21 protein-coding genes are annotated in these 21,212 nt (G+C 65.2%); 13 read left to right on the forward strand and 8 right to left on the reverse strand.

Translation table 11 applies throughout. From position 1 onward, the window contains the following. Window positions 1–75 precede the first annotated feature (75 nt). From HG262_RS23835 to HG262_RS23850, 4 genes are all read left to right on the forward strand, one after another. A complete protein-coding gene (locus tag HG262_RS23835) occupies window positions 76–942 on the forward strand; it encodes a LysR substrate-binding domain-containing protein (RefSeq protein ID WP_169273374.1) in 867 nt (288 codons plus the stop codon). Between the two features lie 311 nt (window positions 943–1,253). Continuing rightward, a complete protein-coding gene (locus HG262_RS23840) occupies window positions 1,254–1,562 on the forward strand; it encodes a DUF4148 domain-containing protein (protein ID WP_105555759.1) in 309 nt (102 codons plus the stop codon). A 97-nt stretch (window positions 1,563–1,659) separates the two neighbouring features. Next, on the forward strand, window positions 1,660–1,968 hold the full coding sequence (locus HG262_RS23845) for a DUF4148 domain-containing protein (RefSeq protein WP_169273375.1): 309 nt from the start codon (window positions 1,660–1,662) through the stop codon (window positions 1,966–1,968). A gap of 129 nt (window positions 1,969–2,097) precedes the next feature. Beyond that, complete coding sequence (locus tag HG262_RS23850; protein WP_169273376.1) at window positions 2,098–2,694, forward strand: TetR/AcrR family transcriptional regulator; 597 nt, start codon at window positions 2,098–2,100, stop codon at window positions 2,692–2,694. Between the two features lie 87 nt (window positions 2,695–2,781). Here the strand turns inward: HG262_RS23850 and HG262_RS23855 are convergent, their stop codons facing one another. The 3 genes from HG262_RS23855 to HG262_RS23865 all read right to left on the reverse strand — a co-directional run bounded on the left by HG262_RS23855 (window position 2,782) and on the right by HG262_RS23865 (window position 6,819). Further along, entirely contained in the window at window positions 2,782–3,639 is an 858-nt protein-coding gene (locus tag HG262_RS23855) for a cysteine hydrolase (RefSeq protein ID WP_169273377.1), read from the reverse strand. A 248-nt stretch (window positions 3,640–3,887) separates the two neighbouring features. Next, window positions 3,888–4,505, reverse strand: a complete 618-nt coding sequence (locus HG262_RS23860; protein WP_169273378.1) for a TetR/AcrR family transcriptional regulator — start codon at window positions 4,503–4,505, stop codon at window positions 3,888–3,890. Window positions 4,506–4,647: 142 nt separating this feature from the next. Beyond that, window positions 4,648–6,819: a malate synthase G gene (locus tag HG262_RS23865; RefSeq protein WP_169273379.1), complete on the reverse strand. Its 2,172-nt coding sequence runs from the start codon at window positions 6,817–6,819 to the stop codon at window positions 4,648–4,650. A 240-nt stretch (window positions 6,820–7,059) separates the two neighbouring features. On the opposite strand from HG262_RS23865, the gene glcC reads away from it, so the two are divergent. Continuing rightward, window positions 7,060–7,824, forward strand: coding sequence for a transcriptional regulator GlcC (gene glcC / locus HG262_RS23870; RefSeq protein WP_169273380.1), 765 nt, complete (start codon window positions 7,060–7,062; stop codon window positions 7,822–7,824). Between the two features lie 31 nt (window positions 7,825–7,855). On the opposite strand, the gene HG262_RS23875 is transcribed toward glcC, so the two are convergent. The 5 genes from HG262_RS23875 to HG262_RS23895 form a co-directional block, all read right to left on the reverse strand. Further along, a complete protein-coding gene (locus HG262_RS23875) occupies window positions 7,856–8,974 on the reverse strand; it encodes a saccharopine dehydrogenase C-terminal domain-containing protein (protein WP_169273381.1) in 1,119 nt (372 codons plus the stop codon). Between the two features lie 203 nt (window positions 8,975–9,177). Next, window positions 9,178–9,570, reverse strand: coding sequence for a DUF4148 domain-containing protein (locus HG262_RS23880; RefSeq protein WP_169273382.1), 393 nt, complete (start codon window positions 9,568–9,570; stop codon window positions 9,178–9,180). A 321-nt stretch (window positions 9,571–9,891) separates the two neighbouring features. Further along, entirely contained in the window at window positions 9,892–10,293 is a 402-nt protein-coding gene (locus HG262_RS23885) for a DUF1090 domain-containing protein (protein WP_169273383.1), read from the reverse strand. Between the two features lie 98 nt (window positions 10,294–10,391). Beyond that, entirely contained in the window at window positions 10,392–11,318 is a 927-nt protein-coding gene (ubiA, locus tag HG262_RS23890; RefSeq protein ID WP_169273384.1) for a 4-hydroxybenzoate octaprenyltransferase, read from the reverse strand. Window positions 11,319–11,518: 200 nt separating this feature from the next. Further along, entirely contained in the window at window positions 11,519–12,715 is a 1,197-nt protein-coding gene (locus HG262_RS23895) for a PLP-dependent aminotransferase family protein (RefSeq protein WP_169273385.1), read from the reverse strand. Between the two features lie 158 nt (window positions 12,716–12,873). On the opposite strand from HG262_RS23895, the gene HG262_RS23900 reads away from it, so the two are divergent. The 8 genes from HG262_RS23900 to HG262_RS23935 form a co-directional block, all read left to right on the forward strand. Next, complete coding sequence (locus HG262_RS23900) at window positions 12,874–13,359, forward strand: GAF domain-containing protein (RefSeq protein WP_169273386.1); 486 nt, start codon at window positions 12,874–12,876, stop codon at window positions 13,357–13,359. Between the two features lie 344 nt (window positions 13,360–13,703). Further along, window positions 13,704–14,597 (forward strand): 4-hydroxy-tetrahydrodipicolinate synthase, encoded by an 894-nt coding sequence (gene dapA, locus HG262_RS23905; protein ID WP_169273387.1) that lies wholly within the window; start codon window positions 13,704–13,706, stop codon window positions 14,595–14,597. A gap of 134 nt (window positions 14,598–14,731) precedes the next feature. Continuing rightward, on the forward strand, window positions 14,732–15,508 hold the full coding sequence (locus HG262_RS23910; protein ID WP_169273388.1) for a sterol desaturase family protein: 777 nt from the start codon (window positions 14,732–14,734) through the stop codon (window positions 15,506–15,508). Further along, window positions 15,492–16,400 carry a fatty acid desaturase gene (locus HG262_RS23915; RefSeq protein WP_169273389.1) on the forward strand — a complete coding sequence of 303 codons (909 nt, stop codon included), beginning with the start codon at window positions 15,492–15,494 and terminating at the stop codon, window positions 16,398–16,400. Before HG262_RS23910 ends, HG262_RS23915 begins: the two co-directional genes overlap by 17 nt. A gap of 34 nt (window positions 16,401–16,434) precedes the next feature. Further along, complete coding sequence (locus HG262_RS23920; RefSeq protein WP_169273390.1) at window positions 16,435–18,369, forward strand: iron-containing redox enzyme family protein; 1,935 nt, start codon at window positions 16,435–16,437, stop codon at window positions 18,367–18,369. Continuing rightward, window positions 18,366–19,262, forward strand: a complete 897-nt coding sequence (locus tag HG262_RS23925; RefSeq protein ID WP_169273391.1) for a hypothetical protein — start codon at window positions 18,366–18,368, stop codon at window positions 19,260–19,262. The genes HG262_RS23920 and HG262_RS23925 overlap by 4 nt, the downstream gene beginning before the upstream one ends. A gap of 182 nt (window positions 19,263–19,444) precedes the next feature. Continuing rightward, window positions 19,445–20,728 (forward strand): putative Na+/H+ antiporter, encoded by a 1,284-nt coding sequence (locus tag HG262_RS23930; protein ID WP_169273392.1) that lies wholly within the window; start codon window positions 19,445–19,447, stop codon window positions 20,726–20,728. A 207-nt stretch (window positions 20,729–20,935) separates the two neighbouring features. Beyond that, on the forward strand, window positions 20,936–21,212 hold a 277-nt coding region (locus tag HG262_RS23935; protein WP_169273393.1), incomplete at its 3' end, for an FmdB family zinc ribbon protein.

Consider the following 21,212-nt stretch of genomic DNA (forward strand, 5'->3'; position numbering starts at 1 on the left):
CTCCGATAAATCATAGATTTCTTGCCTGGAATTATTAGATTTTCTAATATCATCCGTATGCGAAAACTGCCCCCGATGAATGCGTTGCGTGCCTTTGACGGTGCCGCCCGGCACTTGAATCTTTCTTTGGCTGCTGAAGAACTGCGCGTGTCGCACAGCGCGGTCAGCCAACAGATACGGCAACTGGAAACCTGGCTGGGCGGCAAGCTGTTCGAACGGCATTCGGGGGGCGTGCGGCTGACCGCCGCGGGCCAAGACCTGCTGCGCGCGGTCCGGCCGGCCTTCGACATGCTCGAACAACGGTGCGTCGAACTGCGCGGCAGAACCGCATCGGCCGACGTGGTCGTCGGCGCCCCGGCCAGTTTGTTGTCCAATTGGATCATTCCCAGGCTCGAGCGCTTCGAGCGCGCGCATCCGCGCATCCAGGTCAGGCTCCAAACGGCAACCGATATTGCGTTGTTGGAGCGCAGGGTCGTCGATGTGCTGATCGTTGCCGAGGACCACGCCTCCGCGACGATCGGGGCGTTGCCGTTGTTCCCCGAGGCGATCGGTCCGGTCTGCACGCGCGAGCTGGCGCAAGGGATCGCCACGCCGGCCGACATTCTTGCCTTGGCGCTGTTGCAGACGTCTTCCCGGCCTCGCGCGTGGGAGCAGTGGGCTTCGGCTTGTGGGTTGCCGGCCGCGTGTTCGCCGCCGAAGCATCAGTTCGACCAACTGGGCCACATGCTGGACGCAGCGGCCGTGGGCCTGGGCATTGGCATCGCGCCGGAAATGCTGGTGCAGGCCGATCTCCGCGCGGGAAGGCTTGTCGCTCCTCTCGGGTTCAAGGAAACGGGGGGATGGTTTAGCCTGTACTGCCGCGCGGACGCCACTGCTGCGGTGGAAGGCCTGAAGCACTGGTTGAAGACCGAGGCGGTATCGCAGGCCGCAGGCCCTCCATGACCCGGAACCTCTCCGACACGTGGCCCCGAGGAACCGGGCCGGCCAATGATGGCGAGGGGATGGGCCAGCTCCCAGGCCGGGCAGCGGGTGTGGCGGGGCGGCACCATGAAATATATTGTTTCACAATACCCGCTTGCGCTGTCTATCTAGTAGTAGGTAAGATTCATCCATCGACGCAGCAAACCCAAGCAAGCCGCTGAAGTCGGAACCAGAAATACAGTAGGACCGCTTTTTTATTTCCCTCGTTATCTACCTATAAGTAGATAGTTTAATCTGAAATTTGTATCGAACCCGTTATCTGGAGATCAACCATGAAGACCCTCGTATCCGCCCTGATCCTGTCCGCCTCGTTCATTGGCGCCGCCCAAGCTGGTGAACTGGACTACCCGCCCGCCTTGAACACGGAAAGCACGGTGACCCGTGCCCAAGTGCAGCAAGAACTGGCCGCTGCCCGCGCCAATGGTGAGTTGGTGTCCGGCGAAGAAGGCTACGCCGCCACCGCATTCGCCGCCGTCGGCAACGACAAGACCCGTGCCCAAGTGAAGCAGGAACTGGCCGCCGCCCGCGCCCAAGGCCTGACCGAAAGCGGCGAACTGGACTACCCGCCCGTTCAAGGCTGAGTTTTTGACGTCTCATTTTTGAAGTCGCATCTATCTAGTCATAGATAGCTTTAATGCCCACCTTTGATGCAGCACTGATCCTTACTGGAGATCCATCATGAAGACCCTCGTATCCGCCCTGATCCTGTCCGCTTCCTTCATCGGCGCCGCCCAAGCCGGCGAGCTGGACTATCCGCCCGCCCTGAACACCGAAAGCACGGTGACCCGCGCCCAAGTGCAGCAAGAGCTGGCCGCCGCCCGCGCCAACGGTGAACTGGTGTCCGGTGAAGAAGGTTACGCCGCCACCGCGTTCGCCACCGTCGGCAACGACAAGACCCGTGCGCAAGTGAAGCAGGAACTGGCCGCCGCCCGCGCCCAAGGCCTGACCGAAAGCGGTGAACTGGATTACCCGCCCGTGCAAGGCTAAGCAGGATGCCGGCACATGCGGACCCCGGGGGGCGGGATGTTTCCCGGCCGGGGTCCGCACGGGCGTTTTGGACCGCACTTAGGGCGGCCCCCGATGACGAACCGACCTATTAGTAGGTAATATTCAGCCATGGACACTCCGAACCCCAACACCACACGGGACCTGCTGCTGGCGCACGCCGAGAAGCTGATCCGCACGCGCGGATGCAATGGTTTCAGCTACCGCGACCTGGCGGAGCATGTGGGCGTGAAGACGTCCAGCATCCACTATTACTTTCCCGGCAAGGACGACCTGCTCTATGAGGCGGTCGAGGCCTACAGTGCACGCGCATTGGCCACCGTGCGGGCCATCGACACCGCGCAACCCGCGCAAGCGCAGCTGGAGCAATATCTTTCCATGATGGAATCGCGCGCTTGCGGCGCCGGCGAACTCTGCCTGGGCGGCATGTTGGCCGCCGACGTCATGAGTCTGTCCGAACGCGTGCGCGGCGCATTGCAGGGGTTTTTCCGCGCCCATGAAGCGTGGCTGGCTCGTGTGCTGGCCGAAGGCGCCGCGCAGGGCACGCTGAAATTCTCAGGGACTGCCGACGCGGCCGGCCGGGCGGTGTTCGCCACGGTGCAGGGCTGCCTGCTGGTGGCGCGCCTGTTCCAGCAGCCACCCGCCTTGTGCGAGGCCATCAGCGCGTTGTACGTGGAGTGCGACAAGGCCGCGAAGCCGACCGCATAGCGAAAGCGGCTCCCTGGGCCCAAGACACGGCCGCCATGCGCAAGCAGGCGGCCGTTGCCATTCATGGCCCGCGATCACGACGCGCGATCAGGCTTGCAACGCGCGCGCCATGTCCACGCTGGTGCGTTCCTGTACGCCCAGGTCGCGCATGCGCTGCAGGAAGACGGATTGCGCATCGGCGAATCCGGCGACGGGGCTCATGCAATCGGTCAACAGCACCACGCGCGACAGGTTGCCGCCGGGCAGGTGTTCCGCCAGATGCTCCATCGTGGCTTTCACGCAATGGCTGCCGGCTTCTCCGGCGATGAGGATAAGTTCGGCGCGGTCCAACGAATCGACCAGATTCCGGTTGAGCTGGCTGCGCGGGTCGTCGGGATCCGGCACTTCGGCCATCAAGGCGCTGTAGTGCTCGGTCCAGGGGTTGGCGCCCTTGGGCACCTTGCGCACGATGAACTGGCCAGCGTCTTCCCATCGGCTGTAGGCCGCGCGCACATCAGCGTGCACATTGTGGCCCCAGGTGCCGATTTCGCAATGCACGGGCCACACCATCAGGGTGTAGCGGCCACGCGCTTCCAGTTCTTCCAGATACGACCGGGTGCGGGGCAGGTCGTCGGCATGCCGGGGCTGGAAATCGCCCGCGTGCAGCTGCGCGGCGGTGATCGGTGTGAACGGCGCGACAGGCTGGTCGTCACCGGTGCGCCAGAACGTGGGATGGGCGATGTCCAGCCGATGGTGCGAGTCCAGCGTCACCGTGATGGACGTCAGCACCGATGCGGTGGCGTCGATAAAGCGCGCCAGCCGTTGCATGTCTGCATGTGCGCCCGCCACCGGCAGCGCGGGCCGCGTGATGTCCCCGGTGAGCGGATCCGTGGGCAAGTAGGCCTCGGGCAAATCGCAGAAATCGTTCTGCGGGTCAATGATCAAGAGATGGATTGAACGCGGCATGACGGGATTCGCTAGGGATATCCCGGAATATAGACCGGGACGCGCGGTATCCACTAGAACAGCACCAGATGTTCGGCGCAATCGGGAAGCTGCCGAAGCAGCGCGCGCCATTGCCGCCATAGGTGCGCCACCAAGCCGGCGGCGATGACTGCGATCAGAATCCACATGGCAGGTTCCTTGCTTGTTATTCGCACGGTCGTGCGAAATTAGGGAATGAAAACGCCGGCACGAGCCGGCGAGGGGGCGGGTTATTCCAGGTAGGTGAAGCTGCGATAGGTTGAGATCAGCCGGTCGTAGGCGGCGCGCACACGCGTGGGCGCTTTCGGATCGCGCAGGAAGCGGGCGTCGTGCATCAGGCCGATCATCAAGCTGTAGATTTCGAACACGAGCTGTTCGGGGTCGGTGTCCGGCCGCAAATGGCCCGCTTCCAGTGCCTGCGTGACCGTGCGTACCATGGCCGCGCGCCACCGCCGCAAATTGCTTTCCAGCACCGTGCGCAGCGGCGACTCCACGTCGTCGTATTCGAAGGCGCCGGCCACATAGATGCAGCCGGTCAGCATTTCGACGTTGCTGGCGCGCTCGACCCACAGCGAGACCAGCGCATTCATGCGGGGCAAGCCGCGGGGATAGGCCATGGCCGGCGTGAAGACGGCGGCCACGAAGCGGCGGTCGTATTCGTCCAGCACCGCTTGCTGTAAGGCTTCCAGCGACCCCACGCGCGAGAACACCCCGCTTTTGCTGATGCCCAGATGCCGTGCGACCTGGCCGAGCGACAGGCTTTCAATGCCTTGGGCAGCGGCCATGTCCACGGCCGCGTCCACAATGGCCGCGAAAGTCAGTTCGCTTTTTTCGGTTTTGGCAGTCATGCCGGCAAATTTAGCACGACTGTGCGAAAAAAAGGGGTTTTATCTCGCCGGGCGGCGTCGGCGCCCGAAGCCGCGGCGGCCGGACAAAAAAAGGACCGCCACAGGGGCGGTCCGGGTTCGATCGCGCGAGCGGGCGGCGCGGTCAGACGGCGTTCTTGAACTGCAGGCGGTACTTGTGCAGCAACGGTTCGGTGTAGCCGTTGGGCTGCGTCAAGCCTTCGAACACCAGCGCGCACGCCGCCTGGAACGCCAGCGACGTATCGAAGTGGCCGGCCATGGGCTGATAGGCCGCGTCGCCGGCGTTCTGGCCGTCGACCACCTTCGCCATGCGCTTGAACGTCTCCATGACCTGGTCCTGGTTGGTCACGCCGTGACGCAGCCAGTTGGCGATGTGCTGGCTGGAAATGCGCAGCGTGGCGCGGTCTTCCATCAGGCCCACGTTGTGGATGTCCGGCACCTTCGAGCAGCCCACGCCCTGATCGACCCAGCGCACCACGTAGCCCAGGATCCCCTGGACGTTGTTGTCCAGTTCCTGCTGGATGTCGGCGGCGGACCACTTGGAGGGATCGCCGACCGGCACGGTCAGCAGGCCGCTCAGCAGATCGTCGCGGACGTCGGCGAGCTTGGTGCGTTCCAGTTCCTTCTGAACCGCCTGCACGTCGACCTGGTGATAGTGCAGCGCGTGCAGCGTGGCGGCGGTAGGCGAGGGCACCCAGGCGGTGTTGGCGCCGGCCTTGGGATGCGCGATCTTCTGTTCCAGCATCGCGGCCATCAGGTCCGGCATGGCCCACATGCCCTTGCCGATCTGGGCACGGCCGCGCAGGCCCGTATCCAGGCCGACCAGCACGTTGTTGCGTTCGTAGGCGGTGATCCAGGCGGTGGACTTCATGTCGCCCTTGCGCAGCATCGGTCCGGCTTCCATGCTGGAGTGCATTTCGTCGCCAGTGCGGTCCAGGAACCCCGTGTTGATGAAGGCCACGCGCGACGCGGCTGCGCCGATGCACGCTTTCAGGTTGATGCTGGTGCGGCGTTCCTCGTCCATGATGCCCATCTTCAAGGTGTTGCGCGGCACCTTGATCAGGTCTTCGACGCGGTCGAAGAGTTCGTTGGCGAACGCGGCTTCAACAGGGCCGTGCATCTTGGGCTTCACGATGTAGACGGAGCCGGTGCGCGAATTCAGTTTGTGCTTGCGGTCTTGCAGCGCGGCCAGGCTGGTGACCACGGCGTCCAGGATGCCTTCGGGAATTTCAAGGCCGTCGCGGTCCAGGATGGCCGGGTTGGTCATCAGGTGGCCCACGTTGCGCACGAACATCAGTGAACGGCCGTGCAAGGTCAGCGACGACCCGTCGGGGCGCGTGTAGACGCGGTCGGCGTTGAGCTTGCGGGTGAAGGTCTTGCCGCCCTTGGTGACGGCTTCGGTCAGGTCGCCCTTCATCAGGCCCAGCCAATTGCGGTAGATGTGGACCTTGTCGTCCGCATCGACGGCGGCGACCGAGTCCTCGCAGTCCATGATGGTGGTCAGCGCCGCTTCGACCAGCACGTCCTTGACGCCGGCGGCGTCCGTGCTGCCGATGGCATTGGCGCGGTCGATCTGGATTTCGAAATGCAGCCCGTTGTTCTTCAGCAGGAGGGCGACGGGGGCGGATGCGTCGCCCTGGTAGCCGGCGAATTGCGCGCCGGACTTCAGGCCGGTGGCGCCGTTGGCCAGCGCCACGCGCAACTGGCCGCCCTCGACCGTGTAGCCGCGGGCGTCGGCGTGCGAACCTTGCTCCAGCGGGGCGGCGGCATCCAGGAAAGCGCGAGCGCGGGCGATGACGGCCGCACCGCGTTCAGGGTTGTAGCCCTTGCCGGTATCGCCGGGCGTGGCGGGAATGGCGTCGGTGCCGTAGAGCGCGTCGTACAGGCTGCCCCAACGGGCGTTGGCGGCGTTCAGCGCGTAGCGCGAATTCGACATCGGCACGACCAGTTGCGGGCCGGCCTGCAGCGAGATCTCGGTATCGACGTTGTCGGTCGTGGCTTGCACGCTGGCCGGTTGCGGCAGCAGGTAGCCGATGCCTTCCAGGAATTTGCGGTAGGCGGCGGGGTCGGCGATGGGGCCGGGATGGGCGCGGTGCCAGGCGTCGAGTTCGGCTTGCAGGCGGTCGCGTTCGGCCAGCAGTGCGCGGTTCTTGGGGGCCAGGTCGTGTACCAGGGCCGCAAAGCCTTGCCAGAAGCCGTCGGCATCCAGGCCGGTGCCGGGCAGGGCTTCCTGTTCGATGAATTGGTTGAGATTGGCCGCCACTTGCAGGCCGTGGTGCTGGATGCGTTGAGTCATGCGGATCTCTAGCGGTAAGAAGGGCTGGCCGGCGCCGGGCGCCGGGCGAATCTGTCCTGACATCATCGTTCGCACCTGCGGCAATGTCCATATCAAAACCAGCTGGTCATACCAGTTTATTTTCTCGCTGCCAGACAAAGCCGTTATTTTTATGGTTTTATATCAGCAACTTACAGTGATGCGGCCAAGCGACTCGAACCGGGAAGAAGGCTTGGTCATACCACTGGTCCCGGAGACTGCATGTACGCGGAAACAGAAGAGAAACCCCGCCAGGTGGCGGACGAGGTGGCCGAACGGATCGAGCGCCTGATCCTGGACGGTGTCCTCAAGGCGGGACAGGCGCTGCCGTCCGAGCGGCGCCTGACCGAAAAACTGGGCGTGTCGCGCACGGCGCTGCGCGAAGGGCTCAAGCTGCTGCGGGCGCGGGAGATCATCCATACCGCGCAGGGCAAGGGGTCGTTCGTCGCGCATATTTCGAAGGTGGACGCCGGGCCGCTGATGCACCTGTTCAACTCGCAGCCGCGCACCCTGTACGACCTGCTGGAAGTGCGTTCCCTGCTGGAGGCGGAATCGGCCCGGCTGGCGGCCATCCGCGGCACCGAGGCCGATTTCATCCTGATCCGCCGCCGCTACGAAGAGATGGTCGGCGCGCAAGGCACGGCCACCGACACGGCCACGCACGCGCATCTGGATCACGCGTTTCACCTGGCCATCTGCGAGGCCTCGCACAATCCCGTGCTGGTGCATACGCTGCAATCATTGACGGACCTGTTGCTGGGGTCGGTGTTCGCGTGCGTGAACAACCTTTACCACCGCGAACCCGAAAAACGCCAGATCGACCGCCAGCACACGCGCCTGTTCAATGCGGTGACGGGCCGGCAGCCCGAATTGGCGCGCAAGGCCGCGGCCGATCATGTGGACAGCGTGCGCCAAAGCCTGGCCGAGATCGAACAGGAAGAGCAGCGCCTGGTGCGCGCGACGCTGCGTCTGGAGGGCTGGACGTAGCGCCGCGCCGCGGCGGCAAACCCGCCGGCGCTTAACGGTCGGCGGTGGCGCAGCCGGCCAAGGCCAGCGGCTTGCCCGCGTAGATGCGGCCGAAGCGATTGTTCAGCAGGGCGTCCAGGTCGATGGCTTCCTGGCCCACGAAACCCTGCTGCGGCAGCGCGCCTTGCGCCACCAGGTCCAGCGCGGCGCAGATGCCCGCGGCCGTCGACAGCTGGATGGCGCTCAGGCGGTGGCCGTCCACGTCCGTGCCGAACACGCGGATCGGATAGGACTCTTCTTCCAGGCGGCCGTGGCGGTGGCCCGACGCCGAGGCCTGGATCACGATCACGTCCTGTTCGGTGGTGGGAATGGCCGACTCGAAAATGTCCTTGAGCAGATCGCGGCGGTCGCGCAGACGCAGATCATTGAGCAGCAGCTTCATGATGTTGCAGTGGCCGGGATAGCGCACCGATTTGTAGTCCACGTTGCGTGCGCGCCCCAGCAGCGTGGCGGGCAGCGTGCCCAGGCCGCCGGAGGTATTGAAAGCCTCGTATTCGACGCCGTCCAGCGCGAACGTCTCATAGCCTTCCAGCGCCGGCACGCTGGTCAGTTGCCCGTCGACGATGGCCTCGCAAGGGTTGCAGTATTCGTTGATCAGCCCTTCCGTGCTCCACGTGAGGTTGTAGCGCAGGCTGTTGGACGGATAACGCGGCAGGGCGCCGACGCGCATGCGCAAATCCAGCAGCGTGTCGAAGCGTCGCGCCAGTGCGTTGCCGACGATGCCGATGAAGCCGGGGGCCAGCCCGCACTGCGGCATCAACACGCTGCGCGCGTTTTCAGCCAGCGCCTGGATGGCATGGGTGCTGGCGACGTCTTCGGTCAGGTCGAAGTAGTGCACGCCGGCCCGCGCGCACAAGCCGGCTACCGCGGTCGCCCGATGGAACGGCAGGGCGTTGACGACCGCATAGGCGCCTTCGATAGCGCGCGCCACCGAGGCGTCATCGCTGATCTGGCGCGTCTCGCAACCCAGTTCGGCCAGGACGGCCAGGCGGGCGGGATCCTGATCGGCAACCCGCACGGAATAGTCGCCGCTGCGCTCCAGCATCAGCGCGATAGCGAAACCGATTTTTCCGGCGCCCAGCAGAACGATGGGACGGTTGAGGGTGGACATGGTGCGACTCCTGCAAAGAGGGGGGATGGGTTGGCCTCATCCTATGCGGGAGTGCTGTCGATTTGTAGATTCGAAAGTGTCGTAACGGCTTAAATTAACGTCGTTATGACTTAATTTGACGTTGAAACGTCAAAAATAAAGCCCCTCGGCTTGTGGCCGAAGGGCTTTTAGGGGCGATCACAGGGCCTTTTCAGGCCGGGTGATCAGCTGCCCATGGGGGGGTAGTCCATGTTGCCGAAGGTGACCAGGCCTTCTGCCTTGGCTTGAGCCAGTTGCGATTGCACTTGGGCACGGGTCAGCGACGTGGCGGTTTCAGCGGTGGCGACGGGCGGGTAGTCCAGATTGCCGAAGGTGACTTCGCCGGCGGTCTTGGCCTGGGCCAGTTCAGCTTGCACTTGTTGCGAGGTCAGGCTGGACTTCTGGGCGATGGCGGCGGGGTAGCCTTCTTCACCGAACGTGTATTGGCCCGAAACCTTGGCTTGTTGCAGTTCGGCTTGAACCTGGGCGCGCGTCGGGCCTTGGTCGGCTTCAGCGGCTTGAGCGCCGGCAGCCAGGACGGACATGGACAGCATCAATGCGGTAGCAAGGGTTTTCATAGCAGACCTCCGGTGTCTTGTGAGCTTGGGATCCGAACCTCTGGCCTCATTGCTGGGGGTTCGCTTGCTGTGTCCCGATGAGATGCATTCTGTGCTCAAACAACCCTGGGATAAACCCTTATTACCTGAAAACATCTTTCCAAAATCCGCACTAATCGATTTCGATTCTTCCAAATGACACCATAGGTGGCGATATTTCCATTTGATGACGCAATAGATGGTGGTCCGGGCGGGGAGGCGGGACGGCGTTGAGGGGCGCAAAAAGACGCAGCCCCGGGACGGGCCCGGGGCTGGCAGGGAAAAGGACTTGCGGTGCCGGCGTTAGCGGTTCAGTTCAACCAGCGCGGCGTTGTATTCGGATTGGGCTTCTTCCAGCTTGCGTTGCGCCTTGTCGATCTTGTCCTGCTTGCCCTTGGCGCGCGCTTCCTTCAGTTCCTGCTCGCGTTCGGATACCTTGGATTGCTTGTCCCGCACGTCCGCCTCGCGCTGCGATTGCAGGCGGCTGTCGGTGCAATGCGCCTTGGCTTCGGCCAGGGCCTTGCGCAGGCCGGCCTCGCGGCGGGTGTTGTTCTGCGCCTGGGCGGCGGCGATGTCGTTTTCAATCTCGCAGAACTTGGCCGCGCAACCGCGCTGGGCCGAGCAGTCGGTGGCGGCGTGCGCGGGCAGTACGCCGAACAGGGCGCATGCGGCGGCGGCTGCCAGGGATTTGATGAACGCAGGCATGCGGGGTCTCCGTAAGCGTGGTGGGACACCATGATCGCGCGATCCGGCGTCGCCGGCAATGCGCGGGGTCAATAGCCCCGCGCCACCGGCATGCGGAGTCAGCGGATCAGCGTGCCGGCCAACGCGGCCGCCACCAGCAGCGCGCCCAGCCAGAGGTTGGCGCGGAACAGCATGAAATTGCGGTCGGGGCGCTGGATGTCGAACACTTTCAACTGCCACGCCAGATGCACCGCAACGGCGGCCATGCCGACCTGATACGCCCACGACAAGCCCATGGCGTGGCCGCCCCAGGCCCACAGCAGAACGGTGGCGACGTAGAAGCCGCCGATCCACAGCTTGCCCTGGTCGCCAAAGCGCATGGCGGTGGAATGCAGGCCCAGGCTGCGGTCGTCGCGCACGTCGACATAGGCATAGATGCTGTCGTAGCCCACCTGCCAGAGCACCGCGCCCAGCCACATGGCGACGGCGGCCAGCGGCACGTGGTTCTGCGTATCGGACCAGGCCATGAGCATGCCCCAGTTGAAGCAGATGCCCAGCACCACCTGCGGCCAGTATGTGACGCGCTTGCACAGCGGGTAGATGAAGACGAAGGGCAGCACGGCCACGGCCAGCCAGCGGCTCATCTCGTTCAGAAAGAACAGCAGCGAACCGCAGACCAGCAACTGGCCCAGCAGGAACCACACGGCGTTCTTCATCGTCAGCTGGCCGCTGGTCAACGGGCGAAAGCGTGTGCGTTCGACGTGCTTGTCGAAGTTGCGGTCGCACATGTCGTTGACCGTGCAGCCGATTCCGCGCATCAGCAGGGCGCCCAGCGAGAAGACGATCAGCCGCCGCAGGTCGGGCAGGCCGCCCGCGCTCTGGACCAGCGCGGCGATGGCCGGCAGCAGGGTCAGCCACGTGCCGATGGGGCGGTCCAGGCGGCACAGGCGGGCGTAGGGCCGCCACGATTTGGGCAGCCAGCGTTCGACCCAGTCGGTGAAGACGATGTCGCTTAAGTCGACGGGAGATTGTTGCGGAGCGCTCACTGTCACGGTCGGAAAATGGTGGGGAAAGCCGACAGCATAAAACAACGGCCGGGCATTAAGCCCGGCCGAGTCTGGCATCGCTACGAGACACTCCCTTCATAAGCCGCCATTGCCGCCCGAGCGGGGCCGCACGGATCCGGCTCCGCCGGTCCGTCGCGGCGCCCCCTGGGGGGAGGCGCCGCAGGCGCTTCGGGGGGCTTCTACTCCCCTTTTAGCAGCTTGCCCAGGATGGCGATGCCGGTGCGGATCTTGTCTTCCGGCACGGTGGCGAAGCTCAGGCGCAGCGTGTTGGCGCGGCCCGCGCCGCTATAGAACGGCGCGCCCGGCACGAAGGCCACGTTCTGCGCGATGGCCTTCTCCAGCAACTTGGTGCTGTCGATGTGTTCGGGCAGCGTCAGCCAGATGAACATGCCGCCTTCCGGCTTGGTCCAGGTGACGGTGGACGGGAATTCGCGCTTGATGGCCTCCAGCATGCAGCTGCCCTGGGCGCGGTAGATTTCGCGCACGTTGGGCAGGTGCTCGTCCAGGAAGCCGTCCTTGACGATTTCGTACACGGCCATCTGCGTCAGCGTGGGCGTGTGCAGGTCGGTGGCTTGCTTGGCCTGCACCAGCTTGTTGATCAGCGTACGCGCGCCAGCGATGTAGCCCAGGCGCAGGCCGGGGGCCAGCACCTTCGAGAACGTGCCCAGGCGGACGACGTTGGCGCCGTATTCGGCGGCCAGCGAGATCAGGCCCGGTTGCGGCTCGCCTGCATAGCGCAGTTCGCCGTAAGGGTCGTCTTCGATGATGGTCAGGTTCAGCTCGGCGGCGCGCTTGACCAGCGCGATGCGGCGTTCCAGGTTCAACGTGCGGCCCGTGGGGTTCTGGAAGTTGGGCAGCGCATACAGGAAGCGCGCGCCGTCGGCCAGTTCAGGCGTGATGGCTTCCGGGATCAGGCCGCCGTCGTCGGTGGGCACCGGCACGAACGTGGGCTGGTACAGGCTGAACGATTGCAGCGCGCCCAGGTAGCTGGGATCTTCGACCAGGACCTTGCTGTCCTTGTCGATCAGCACCTTGCCCAGCAGGTCCAGCGCTTGCTGCGAACCCGACACGATCAGGATCTGGTCGGCGGCGACATTGGCGCCGGCGCGGTTCAGATCGTCGGCAACCCATTGGCGCAGCGGCGCGTAGCCTTCGGTCGGGCCGTATTGCAGGGCCGCGCGGCCGTTGGTGGCCAATACCTTGTCGAATGCAGCACGTACCACTTCTACCGGGAAGCCGCCGGGCGCCGGCAGGCCGCCAGCGAACGAAATGACTTCGGGGCGCTCGGTAACCTTGAGGATTTCGCGGATGGCGGAGCTGGTAAGTTGCTGAGCGCGTTCCGAGAAGGAAAACGCAGGTTCGAAAGGCTTGTCCATGGATTGCTTCTTGATCAAGAAGGGTAAAGGGGGAGGCTTGTGAGGGGCACTGCTGCAAAAAACTATTGTCCCATACGGTAGCAGCCCGGCCCCTTTAACGCGCGGAACCCCTAAAATCACCTGCATCGATAACCGCCTGTACAGTTACATTTGACGCCATGTTTGAAGCCGCCCCGATCGTCGCAGACTCCAAAGCCGCCCTGTACGCAGAACTGGTCGCCCAGGCCCGCGCCCTGCTGGAAGGCGAGCCCGACCGCATCGCCAATGCCGCCAACCTGAGCGCGCTGGCTTACCAGGCCCTGCCCGATCTGAACTGGGCGGGCTTCTATTTCTTTGACGGCACGGAACTCGTGCTGGGGCCCTTCCAGGGCAAGCCGGCCTGCGTGCGCATCCCGCTTGACCGCGGGGTGTGCGGCGCGGCTGCCAGCCAGCGCCAGACGCAACTGGTGCCGGACGTGCACGCGTTTGCCGGCCATATCGCCTGCGACGCCGCCTCGCGTTCCGAAATCGTCGTGCCGCTGGTGCATCAGGACGCGCTGATCGGCGTGTGGGACGTGGACAGCCCGGTGCCTGACCGTTTCGACGAAGACGACCGCCGCGGCATGGAAGCATTGTGCGCGGTGTTCCTGGCCAGCCTGGGCTGACCGGCGCGGCGCGCAATCGAGCGTTGCGTGCGCCGGCGTTGACACGGCGGCGGGCGCCCGGTAGATTTCTGCATCCGTCGCTTATCGCGCGTTCCAATCATTCATGATTCATCAGGCCTTCCAATCCGCTTCCTGCATCCGCGCCCTGGGCGTGGTGCTGGCTGCTGCCGGCCTGAAATCCAAAAAACAGCCGCTCATCTGACCGGAGCATGCTGTTCCGTCAGATGGGCGACGGAACAGCGGCCTCCTGGCGGCGCATTGGCGCCTCCGCGCGCACCCCCTGATATCCCGAGCACTTCTGTACGGCAACCACCACGGTCCGCTTACATCGAAGGAGTGTTCCCATGTCATCGCAATCTTCACTTTTCCAGGGCGTCTGGGTACCGTTGGTGACGCCGTTTTCCGGCGGCGCCGTGGACGGGGGCGCCTTGCGCCGCCTGGTGCGCCACTACGCCGCAGCCGGCGTGGACGGGCTGGTCGTGTGCGGCAGCACGGGCGAAGCCGCGTCGCTGGATGACGCCGAACAGCTGGCCGTGCTGGATGCCGTGCTGAATGAGGCCGGCCGCCTGCCTGTCGTCATGGGCCTGGCCGGCAACCACCAGGGCCACGTCATGCAGCGCCTGTCCGCCTTCGGCACCCGGCCGCTGGCCGGCATCCTGGCGCCCGCGCCGTACTACGTGCGGGCCGGGCAGGCAGGCGCCGCGGCGTACTTCCGCTGTCTGGCCGATGCGTCGCGCTTCCCCCTGGTGCTCTACGACATTCCCTATCGGACCGGGACGACGCTGGACACGGAGACCCTGCTGTCGCTGGCCGCGCACCCGAACATCGCCGCCATCAAGGATTGTGGCGGGTCGCTTGCGAAGACACTGGCGCTGATCGCCGACGGTCAGATGAATGTGCTGGCGGGCGAAGACCTGCAATCGCTGTCGACCCTATGCCTGGGCGGCACGGGCATGATTGCCGCGGCGGCGCATATCCGGCCCGACCTGTTCGTGGCCATGTACCAAGCCGTGCGCGCGCAGCAGCTGGACCTTGCCCGCCGGTTGTTCCAGGCGCTGGTGCCTGTGATCCAGCTGGCGTTCGAGGAACCCAATCCGGGGCCGCTGAAGGCGCAACTGGGGCGCCAGGGGCTGTTGAGCGAGGAATTGCGTCTGCCGATGCCCGCAGCAAGCGCGGCGTTGGCCGCGCGCATGGATGCGGCCGTTGCGGGCTTGAACCGCCAGTATCCCTGCCAGTAGCCGGAAGTTAGGCCGTTCCTGAGGCGCCGTCCACGAGCTTTGTGGTGCCCGGATTCATTTTGTAATAAATGGCTTACCGGGAAGCTGACGGATTGCTTATGATGCGGCCATTCTCAGGGTGAAACCAAACGTTTATGGCCCAAGCTTTTGAAGCCTTGTCCGCCTGGCAGGTGATGCTGGCGGGGCTGCTGTTTTTTGGCGGCATCTATCTGGTCTTCGGCGGGGCGACCTGGCTGTTGACCCAGCACGTGTTGCCGGCGCTGGGCATGGGGCGGCCGCTGGACCCGCGGCCGTTGGCCCCGGGCCAATTGCGGCGCGAATTCGCCCAGTCGGGGCTGTCCATCCTGCTGTTCGGCACGGGCATGATTTTTCCGTGGGGCCTGTTGCAACTGGGGTGGGCGCATCTGGACCCGGATCCGAGCTGGCAGAAGGTCGTGGTCGAGATCCTGGTACTGGTGGCCTGGAACGATGTGCACTTCTGGGTCAACCACCGGCTGCTTCACACCAAGCCGCTGCGCCGCTTCCATCTGCCCCACCATCGCTCGGTGGTGACGACGCCGTTCTCCACTTATAGCTTCCACCCGATCGAAGCCCTGATGCTGGGCAACGTAATCCTGCTGCCGATGCTGCTGCACGATTTCAGTTTCTGGGCGCTGGCCTCGGTGCCGCTGTTCAGCCTGTTCTTCAATTGCATCGGGCATGCCAATTACGACTTCTTTCCCAAGGTGTCGTATGCACACTGGTTCGCCGCCAGCCGCCGGCATCACCTGCACCATGCCTGCTACAACGGCAACTACGGTTTCCAGTTCACGTTCATGGACCGCCTGTTCCGCACCCGGCTCAAAGCCGAGGCGGCGGCTCCGCAGCTGGACGCGTTCCAGCGTCGAGAATCGCTTGGCGGACGGGCGTAGTCCAACGTCCCGGCTGCCGTCGCTGCGCAACGGGCGCGACTGGCAAAGCCTGGCTTATCTGGCCGCGCTGCCCGCGCTGGCGGCTTGGCAATGGGTCTACGGATTCTGGTGGCCGCTGTACGGGTTGATGCTGTTTTTGACGCTGGGCATCGGCGTCATCCATCACAACCACACGCACATCAGAATGTGGCGCGGGCGCTGGGCCAACCGCGCCACCGATTTCTGGATCACGCTGCTGCAGGGGCATCCCACTTTCGTGTTCTACCCCGCGCATGTGGCCAACCACCACCGCTTCAAGCACGGCGCCCGCGACGTGGCCCGCACCTACCGTTTTGGCGGCGACACGAACCACCTGTGGGGCTATCTGATCCACCCGCTACAGGCCGGCTGGGTGCTGTATCCCCTGTTCTTCGCGTGGCTTGCGCGCCTGCGCCGCCATTGGCCGGGCGCATGGCGCTACTGCATGGCGCAGTACGGCGTGTGGCTGGGCTTGTGGGGCGGCCTGTTGGCCGTGAACCCCGTCAAGGCGCTGGTGTTCGTGATCGTGCCGCAGCTGCATGGGCTGCACTGGCTGCTGGCCACGAACTACCTGCAGCACGCGCATGCCGACGGCGGGCCGCGCGCCGTCGCCGGGCTGAACTACGCGCGCAATTTCGAAGGGCTGGTCAACCCGCTGCTGTTCAACATCGGCCTGCATACCGCGCATCACGAGCATCCGCGCGCGCACTGGTCCGACCTGACCCGGCTGCACCGCGAGCACTACCGCCAACACGTCGATCCGGCGCTGAACGAAGGGGGGCTTGCGCCCTACATGTTCCGCGTCTTCGTGCTGGGCACCTTCTTGCCGCGGTTCCGCAGCCGTTCCTGCATGGCGCCCGAGCACATCCGCTAGCGCCGCATCCCCACTCCCACTAGAGACCCGCCACATGCCTATCGCGTTCAATCGTGTCTATCTGGAGAGCGCCGGCTACTTCATGCCGGGCGAGCCCGTGTCCAACGACGCCATGGACAGCTACATCGCGCCGCTGAACCGCATGTCCAGCCGCATCAAGAGCCGCATCCTGGCCGAGAACGGCATCAAGCACCGCTACTACGCCATCGACCCTGAAGGCGCCACCGTATTCACCAACGCGCAACTGGCCGCCAACGCCATCCGCGATTGCCTGCGGCGCAACGACAGCGACCTGTCCGCCGTGTCGCTCTTGACCAGCGGCTCGTCGGGCGGCGACGCGCTGATGCCGGGTTTCGCGAACATGATCCAGGGCGAACTGGCCGCGCAACCGATGGAGACGCTGTCGGTGCACGGCATCTGCGCCGCCGGCGTGTCGGCGATCCAGGCGGCCGCGCAGGGCGTCGAGATGGGCGGGCACGCCAGCGCCCTGGCCGTGGCCAGCGAACTGCCGTCGCGGCTGTTCAAGCGTTCGCGCTTTGCGGCGCGCGGCTACGACGCGGACTTCGACGCCCACTTCCTGCGCTGGATGCTGTCGGACGGCGCGGGTGCGCTGCTGCTGGGCAATACGGGCCGCGCACTGCCCGGCGCATCCAGCGGGGTGAGGCTCAAGCTGAAGTGGGTGCACCAGCGTTCGTTCTCGGGCGACTATCCCGTGTGCATGCAGCTGGGGCTGTCGGCTGACCGGCAGAAGGGCCACCTGGACTACCCGTCCTGGAACGAGGCCGAGGCCGACGGCGCGCTCTCCTTGCGCCAGGACATCCGCCTGCTGCCGCACCTGTTCGATATCGGCATCCACGAATACGCGAAACTGGTGCGTGACGGTTGGCTGGACCCCGACCAGGTGGACCATTTCCTGTGCCACTACTCGTCCGAAAAATTCATCCCGGTGGTCGAGGACCTGATGGAGAAGGCGGGCCTGGTGATCCCGCGCGAACGCTGGTTCAGCAACCTGGCGTGGCGCGGCAACACCGGCGCGGCGTCCATCCTCATCATGCTGGCGGAATTCCTGGAGACGCGCGAAGTGAAGCCGGGCGAGCAGATCTTCTGCTACATCCCCGAGTCCGGCCGCTTCATGGCCGCCTACATGCTGCTGGAGGCCGAAGCCGTGCATGCGCCGCTGGCCGTTGCGGGCGCCAAGGCAGCGGGGGCGCCTGCGGCTGCGCGCGATGACGCGCAAAGCGGCGACGCCGACGCGATTGCGCCGCCGCATGATCCGGACATGGCCCCGCAAGGGCTGGGCCAGTTGCTGACCGAGCTGGCGGCCATCTGGCACGATTACCGTTCGCGCGTCTGGCGCACGCCGGTCGTGCGCCGTCTGCGCAACCGCCAGTTCCAGACGGCCGACTACCTGAACTGGATGGAGAACTGGATTCCGCAAGTGCGCGAAGGCAGCAAGTGGATGCGCGAAGGCGCGGCCTCGCTGTCCGAGCAGTACGCGCCGCTGGCCGCGCTGATCGACATGCATGCCGGCGAAGAACAGAACGATTTCCAGATCCTGTTCCAGGATTACCGCAACGCGGGCGGCCCGGTGGACAGCATCGATGCGCTGCGCCGCAACCCGGGCGGCGAGGCGCTGAACGCCTATCTGCACAGCCTGGCCGCCACGCGCGACCCCATCGGCCTCTTGGGCGCGATCTACATCATCGAAGGCACGGGCCAGCGGATCGTGCCCGCGCTGTTGCCGCTGCTGAAGGCCAGCCTGACGCTGCCGCCCGACGCCTTCCGCTTCCTGGAATACCACGGCCACAACGACGAGCACCACCTGGCGCGCTGGCTGTCGGCGGTGGAGCTGGCGCTGGACTGCGATGAGGACGGCCGCGCCGAACAACGCATCGTGGACACCGCGCGCCGCACGGCCGCGCTGTACCTGATGCAGTTCCATCACGTGATGGAGGGCGACGCCGCATGAGCAAGGAACCCGAATTCCTGACCCGCGCGCACGATCCGGCTGACCCCAGCCCCTGGCTGGCCCTGTACCTGGACCGCAGCACGCCCTTGCCGGACAAGGTGAAGAAAGCCTGGCTGGCGGATTCCAGCTGCGCGTCGCGCCAGTACCTGCTGCCGTTCCTGCGGCCGCTGGCGCGCGCCTTCATTATCCTGATCCAGGTGGTGAAGACGTTCCTGCCGCGCCGCTGGTCGCATTCGAAGCTGCTGCACCGCATCCTGGCGTGGGGGCTCAAGCGCTTCGTGTCGCCCGAGGCCAACTGGCTGATCCTGCGCCACTTCCACCTGGGCGCGCAGGCGCTGGCCTTCATCGCCGCGAATTCGCCGGTGCCGATCACGACGCACCCGCTCGAACCGCTTGAGATCGACGACCTGAAGGACGAACTCTTCGTCAAGCACGACCTGAACCTGTTCAACTTCGTCATCCGGTTGAATCAGGCATTGCGCGAGGCGGGCGTGGAAATGCATGCGCCCGAGACCGTCGATTTCTCGATGATCAAGGATCCGCCGCTCAAGCTCGAAGACATGCCGCAGGGCAAGCTGAACTTCCTGGACCTGCAAAGCGCCATCGAACTGTTCACGCCGCTCTACCAACTGATGCTGACCGACAACGATTTCTGGCGCGCGGCCAACTCCCTGCAGCTGGACGAGACTATCGGCATCTACGCGGCCAAGCTGCTGGGCGCGCCGCAGCACCTGATCCTGGTCAACAACAGCCATCCGCTGGTGCCCATGTCGACCTTGCGCGCGGGCTACCGTCTGGTGCTGCATGGCCTGTCGACCGAGATGCTGCACAGCCTGCTGATGGAGATGAAGGCCGCGCAGCAAGGGGCGGAACCGCCGGCGCCGATCGCGTAGGCGCGCGGCGCGGCGACGGGCCGCCTGCCCCGGCGCCGCGCCCGGGCGGCTTGGTGTAGACCCTGCGTTACACGGAAAAACGTCTGCGTTATATTGCGACCCTTGTTCGGCGAGCCGCGCCGGACCGCGTTCGCATCGCGTGATTCTCCGTTGCGTGAGTCTCTATTCCGGAAGTCCCTCTTATGCCGCAGCCCATTGAAGTCATCGCCACCGTCTTGTTCGCCGTGGCGGTCCTTCATACCTTTTCGGTTCCCGTTTTCGCCCGGTTGGCGCATCGCGGCGGACCGCATGCGGGTTTCTGGCACCTGTTTTCGGAAGTCGAAGCCGTCTTCGGCGTATGGGCCTTTGCGCTGATCGCGGCGATGGCGGCGCTGTCCGGGCCAGCTTCCGCCATCAACTACATGGACACGCGTAATTTCACGGAGCCGCTGTTCGTCTTCGTGATCATGGTGGTGGCGGCCAGCCGGCCGATCCTGGAATTAGTGGGGCTGATGGTGCGCGTCGTGGCGCGCGTGTTGCCGCTGCCGCGTGAACTGGCCACGTTTTTCGTCGTGATGGCGCTGGTGCCCCTGGGCGGCTCGTTCATTACCGAGCCGGCCGCCATGACGCTGGCCGCCATCCTGCTGCGCGACGCCTACTTCCGTACAAGCGGGCGCGCGGGCTTCAAGTACCTGACGCTGGGCGTCCTGTTCGTGAACGTGTCGATCGGCGGCGTGCTGACGTCCTACGCCGCGCCGCCAGTGCTGATGGTGGCGTCCACGTTCGGCTGGGATTCGACCTTCATGGTGCAGCATTTCGGTTGGCGCGCCGCCGTGGCGGTCTGCCTGAATGCCGGTCTCCTGACCTTCATCTGCCGCAAGGCGCTGATGGAGCGGACGGTGGGCACGGGCGGCGGCGTGGATGCGCCGGAAGGGGCGGATTCGCGTCCCCCGGTGCCCGCCATCGTCATCCTGGTGCACCTGGCCTTTCTGGTGGCCGTGGTGCTGGCCGCGCACCACCCGGCGATCTTCCTGGGCCTGCTGATGATGTTCATCGGCTTTTCCGAAGCCTACAAACGCCACCAGAACCGCCTGCTGATCAAGGAAGGCCTGATGGTCGGCTTCTTCCTGGCCGGGCTGGTGGTGCTGGGCGGCCTGCAGAAATGGTGGTTACAGGACCTGCTGGGCGGCCTGGAGCCATTCGTGCTGTTCTGGGGCGCCACCGCGCTGACGGCCATTACCGACAACGCCGCGCTGACGTATCTGGGGTCGCTGGTGGAAGGCACCAACGAGGCCTGGCGTTACATGCTGGTGGCGGGCGCCGTGACGGGGGGCGGGCTGACGGTGATCGCCAATGCGCCTAATCCGGCCGGTTTCGCCATCCTGAAAAACCACTTCCCGGACGGCAGCATTTCGTCCGGCCGGCTGTTTCTGTCGGCCCTGGGGCCGACTCTCGTGGCGGCCGTCATGTTCCTGCTTCCCGTCTAGGGAAAGGGGCTGCCGGTCCCGGGGCCTGGCCCCGGGGACGACGCTTCCCGCCCGCCCGGCGGGCCGGACACCGACGGTTCATGAAAAACCGCTAAAATTCAAGACTTTCCCGTATTTTTTTCCGGCCTTGCCCACCCGCCGCCCCGGACCCCTGCGTCCGGCGGCTGACGGCTTTTGATTTGCCGGGCCCGCGCCTGGGAGCCCCTGATGCCCATCTACGCCTATAAGTGCAGCGCCTGCGGCCATGCCAAAGACGTTTTGCAGAAGATTTCCGATGCGCCGCTTTCGGTTTGCCCCGAATGCGGCCAAAGCACGTTTTCCAAGCAGGTGACCGCGGCTGGATTCCAGCTCAAGGGCTCCGGCTGGTACGTCACCGATTTCCGCGGCAACGGTTCTGGCGGCGCCGCGCCGTCCAGCACGCCGGCGTCGTCGGAAAGCGGCGCGTCGTCCGCTGCCGCGCCCGCCGCGCCGGCAGATCGGAAGA

The sequence above is a fragment of the Achromobacter sp. Bel genome, from assembly GCF_012928505.1.
Taxonomy (GTDB): domain Bacteria; phylum Pseudomonadota; class Gammaproteobacteria; order Burkholderiales; family Burkholderiaceae_B; genus Achromobacter.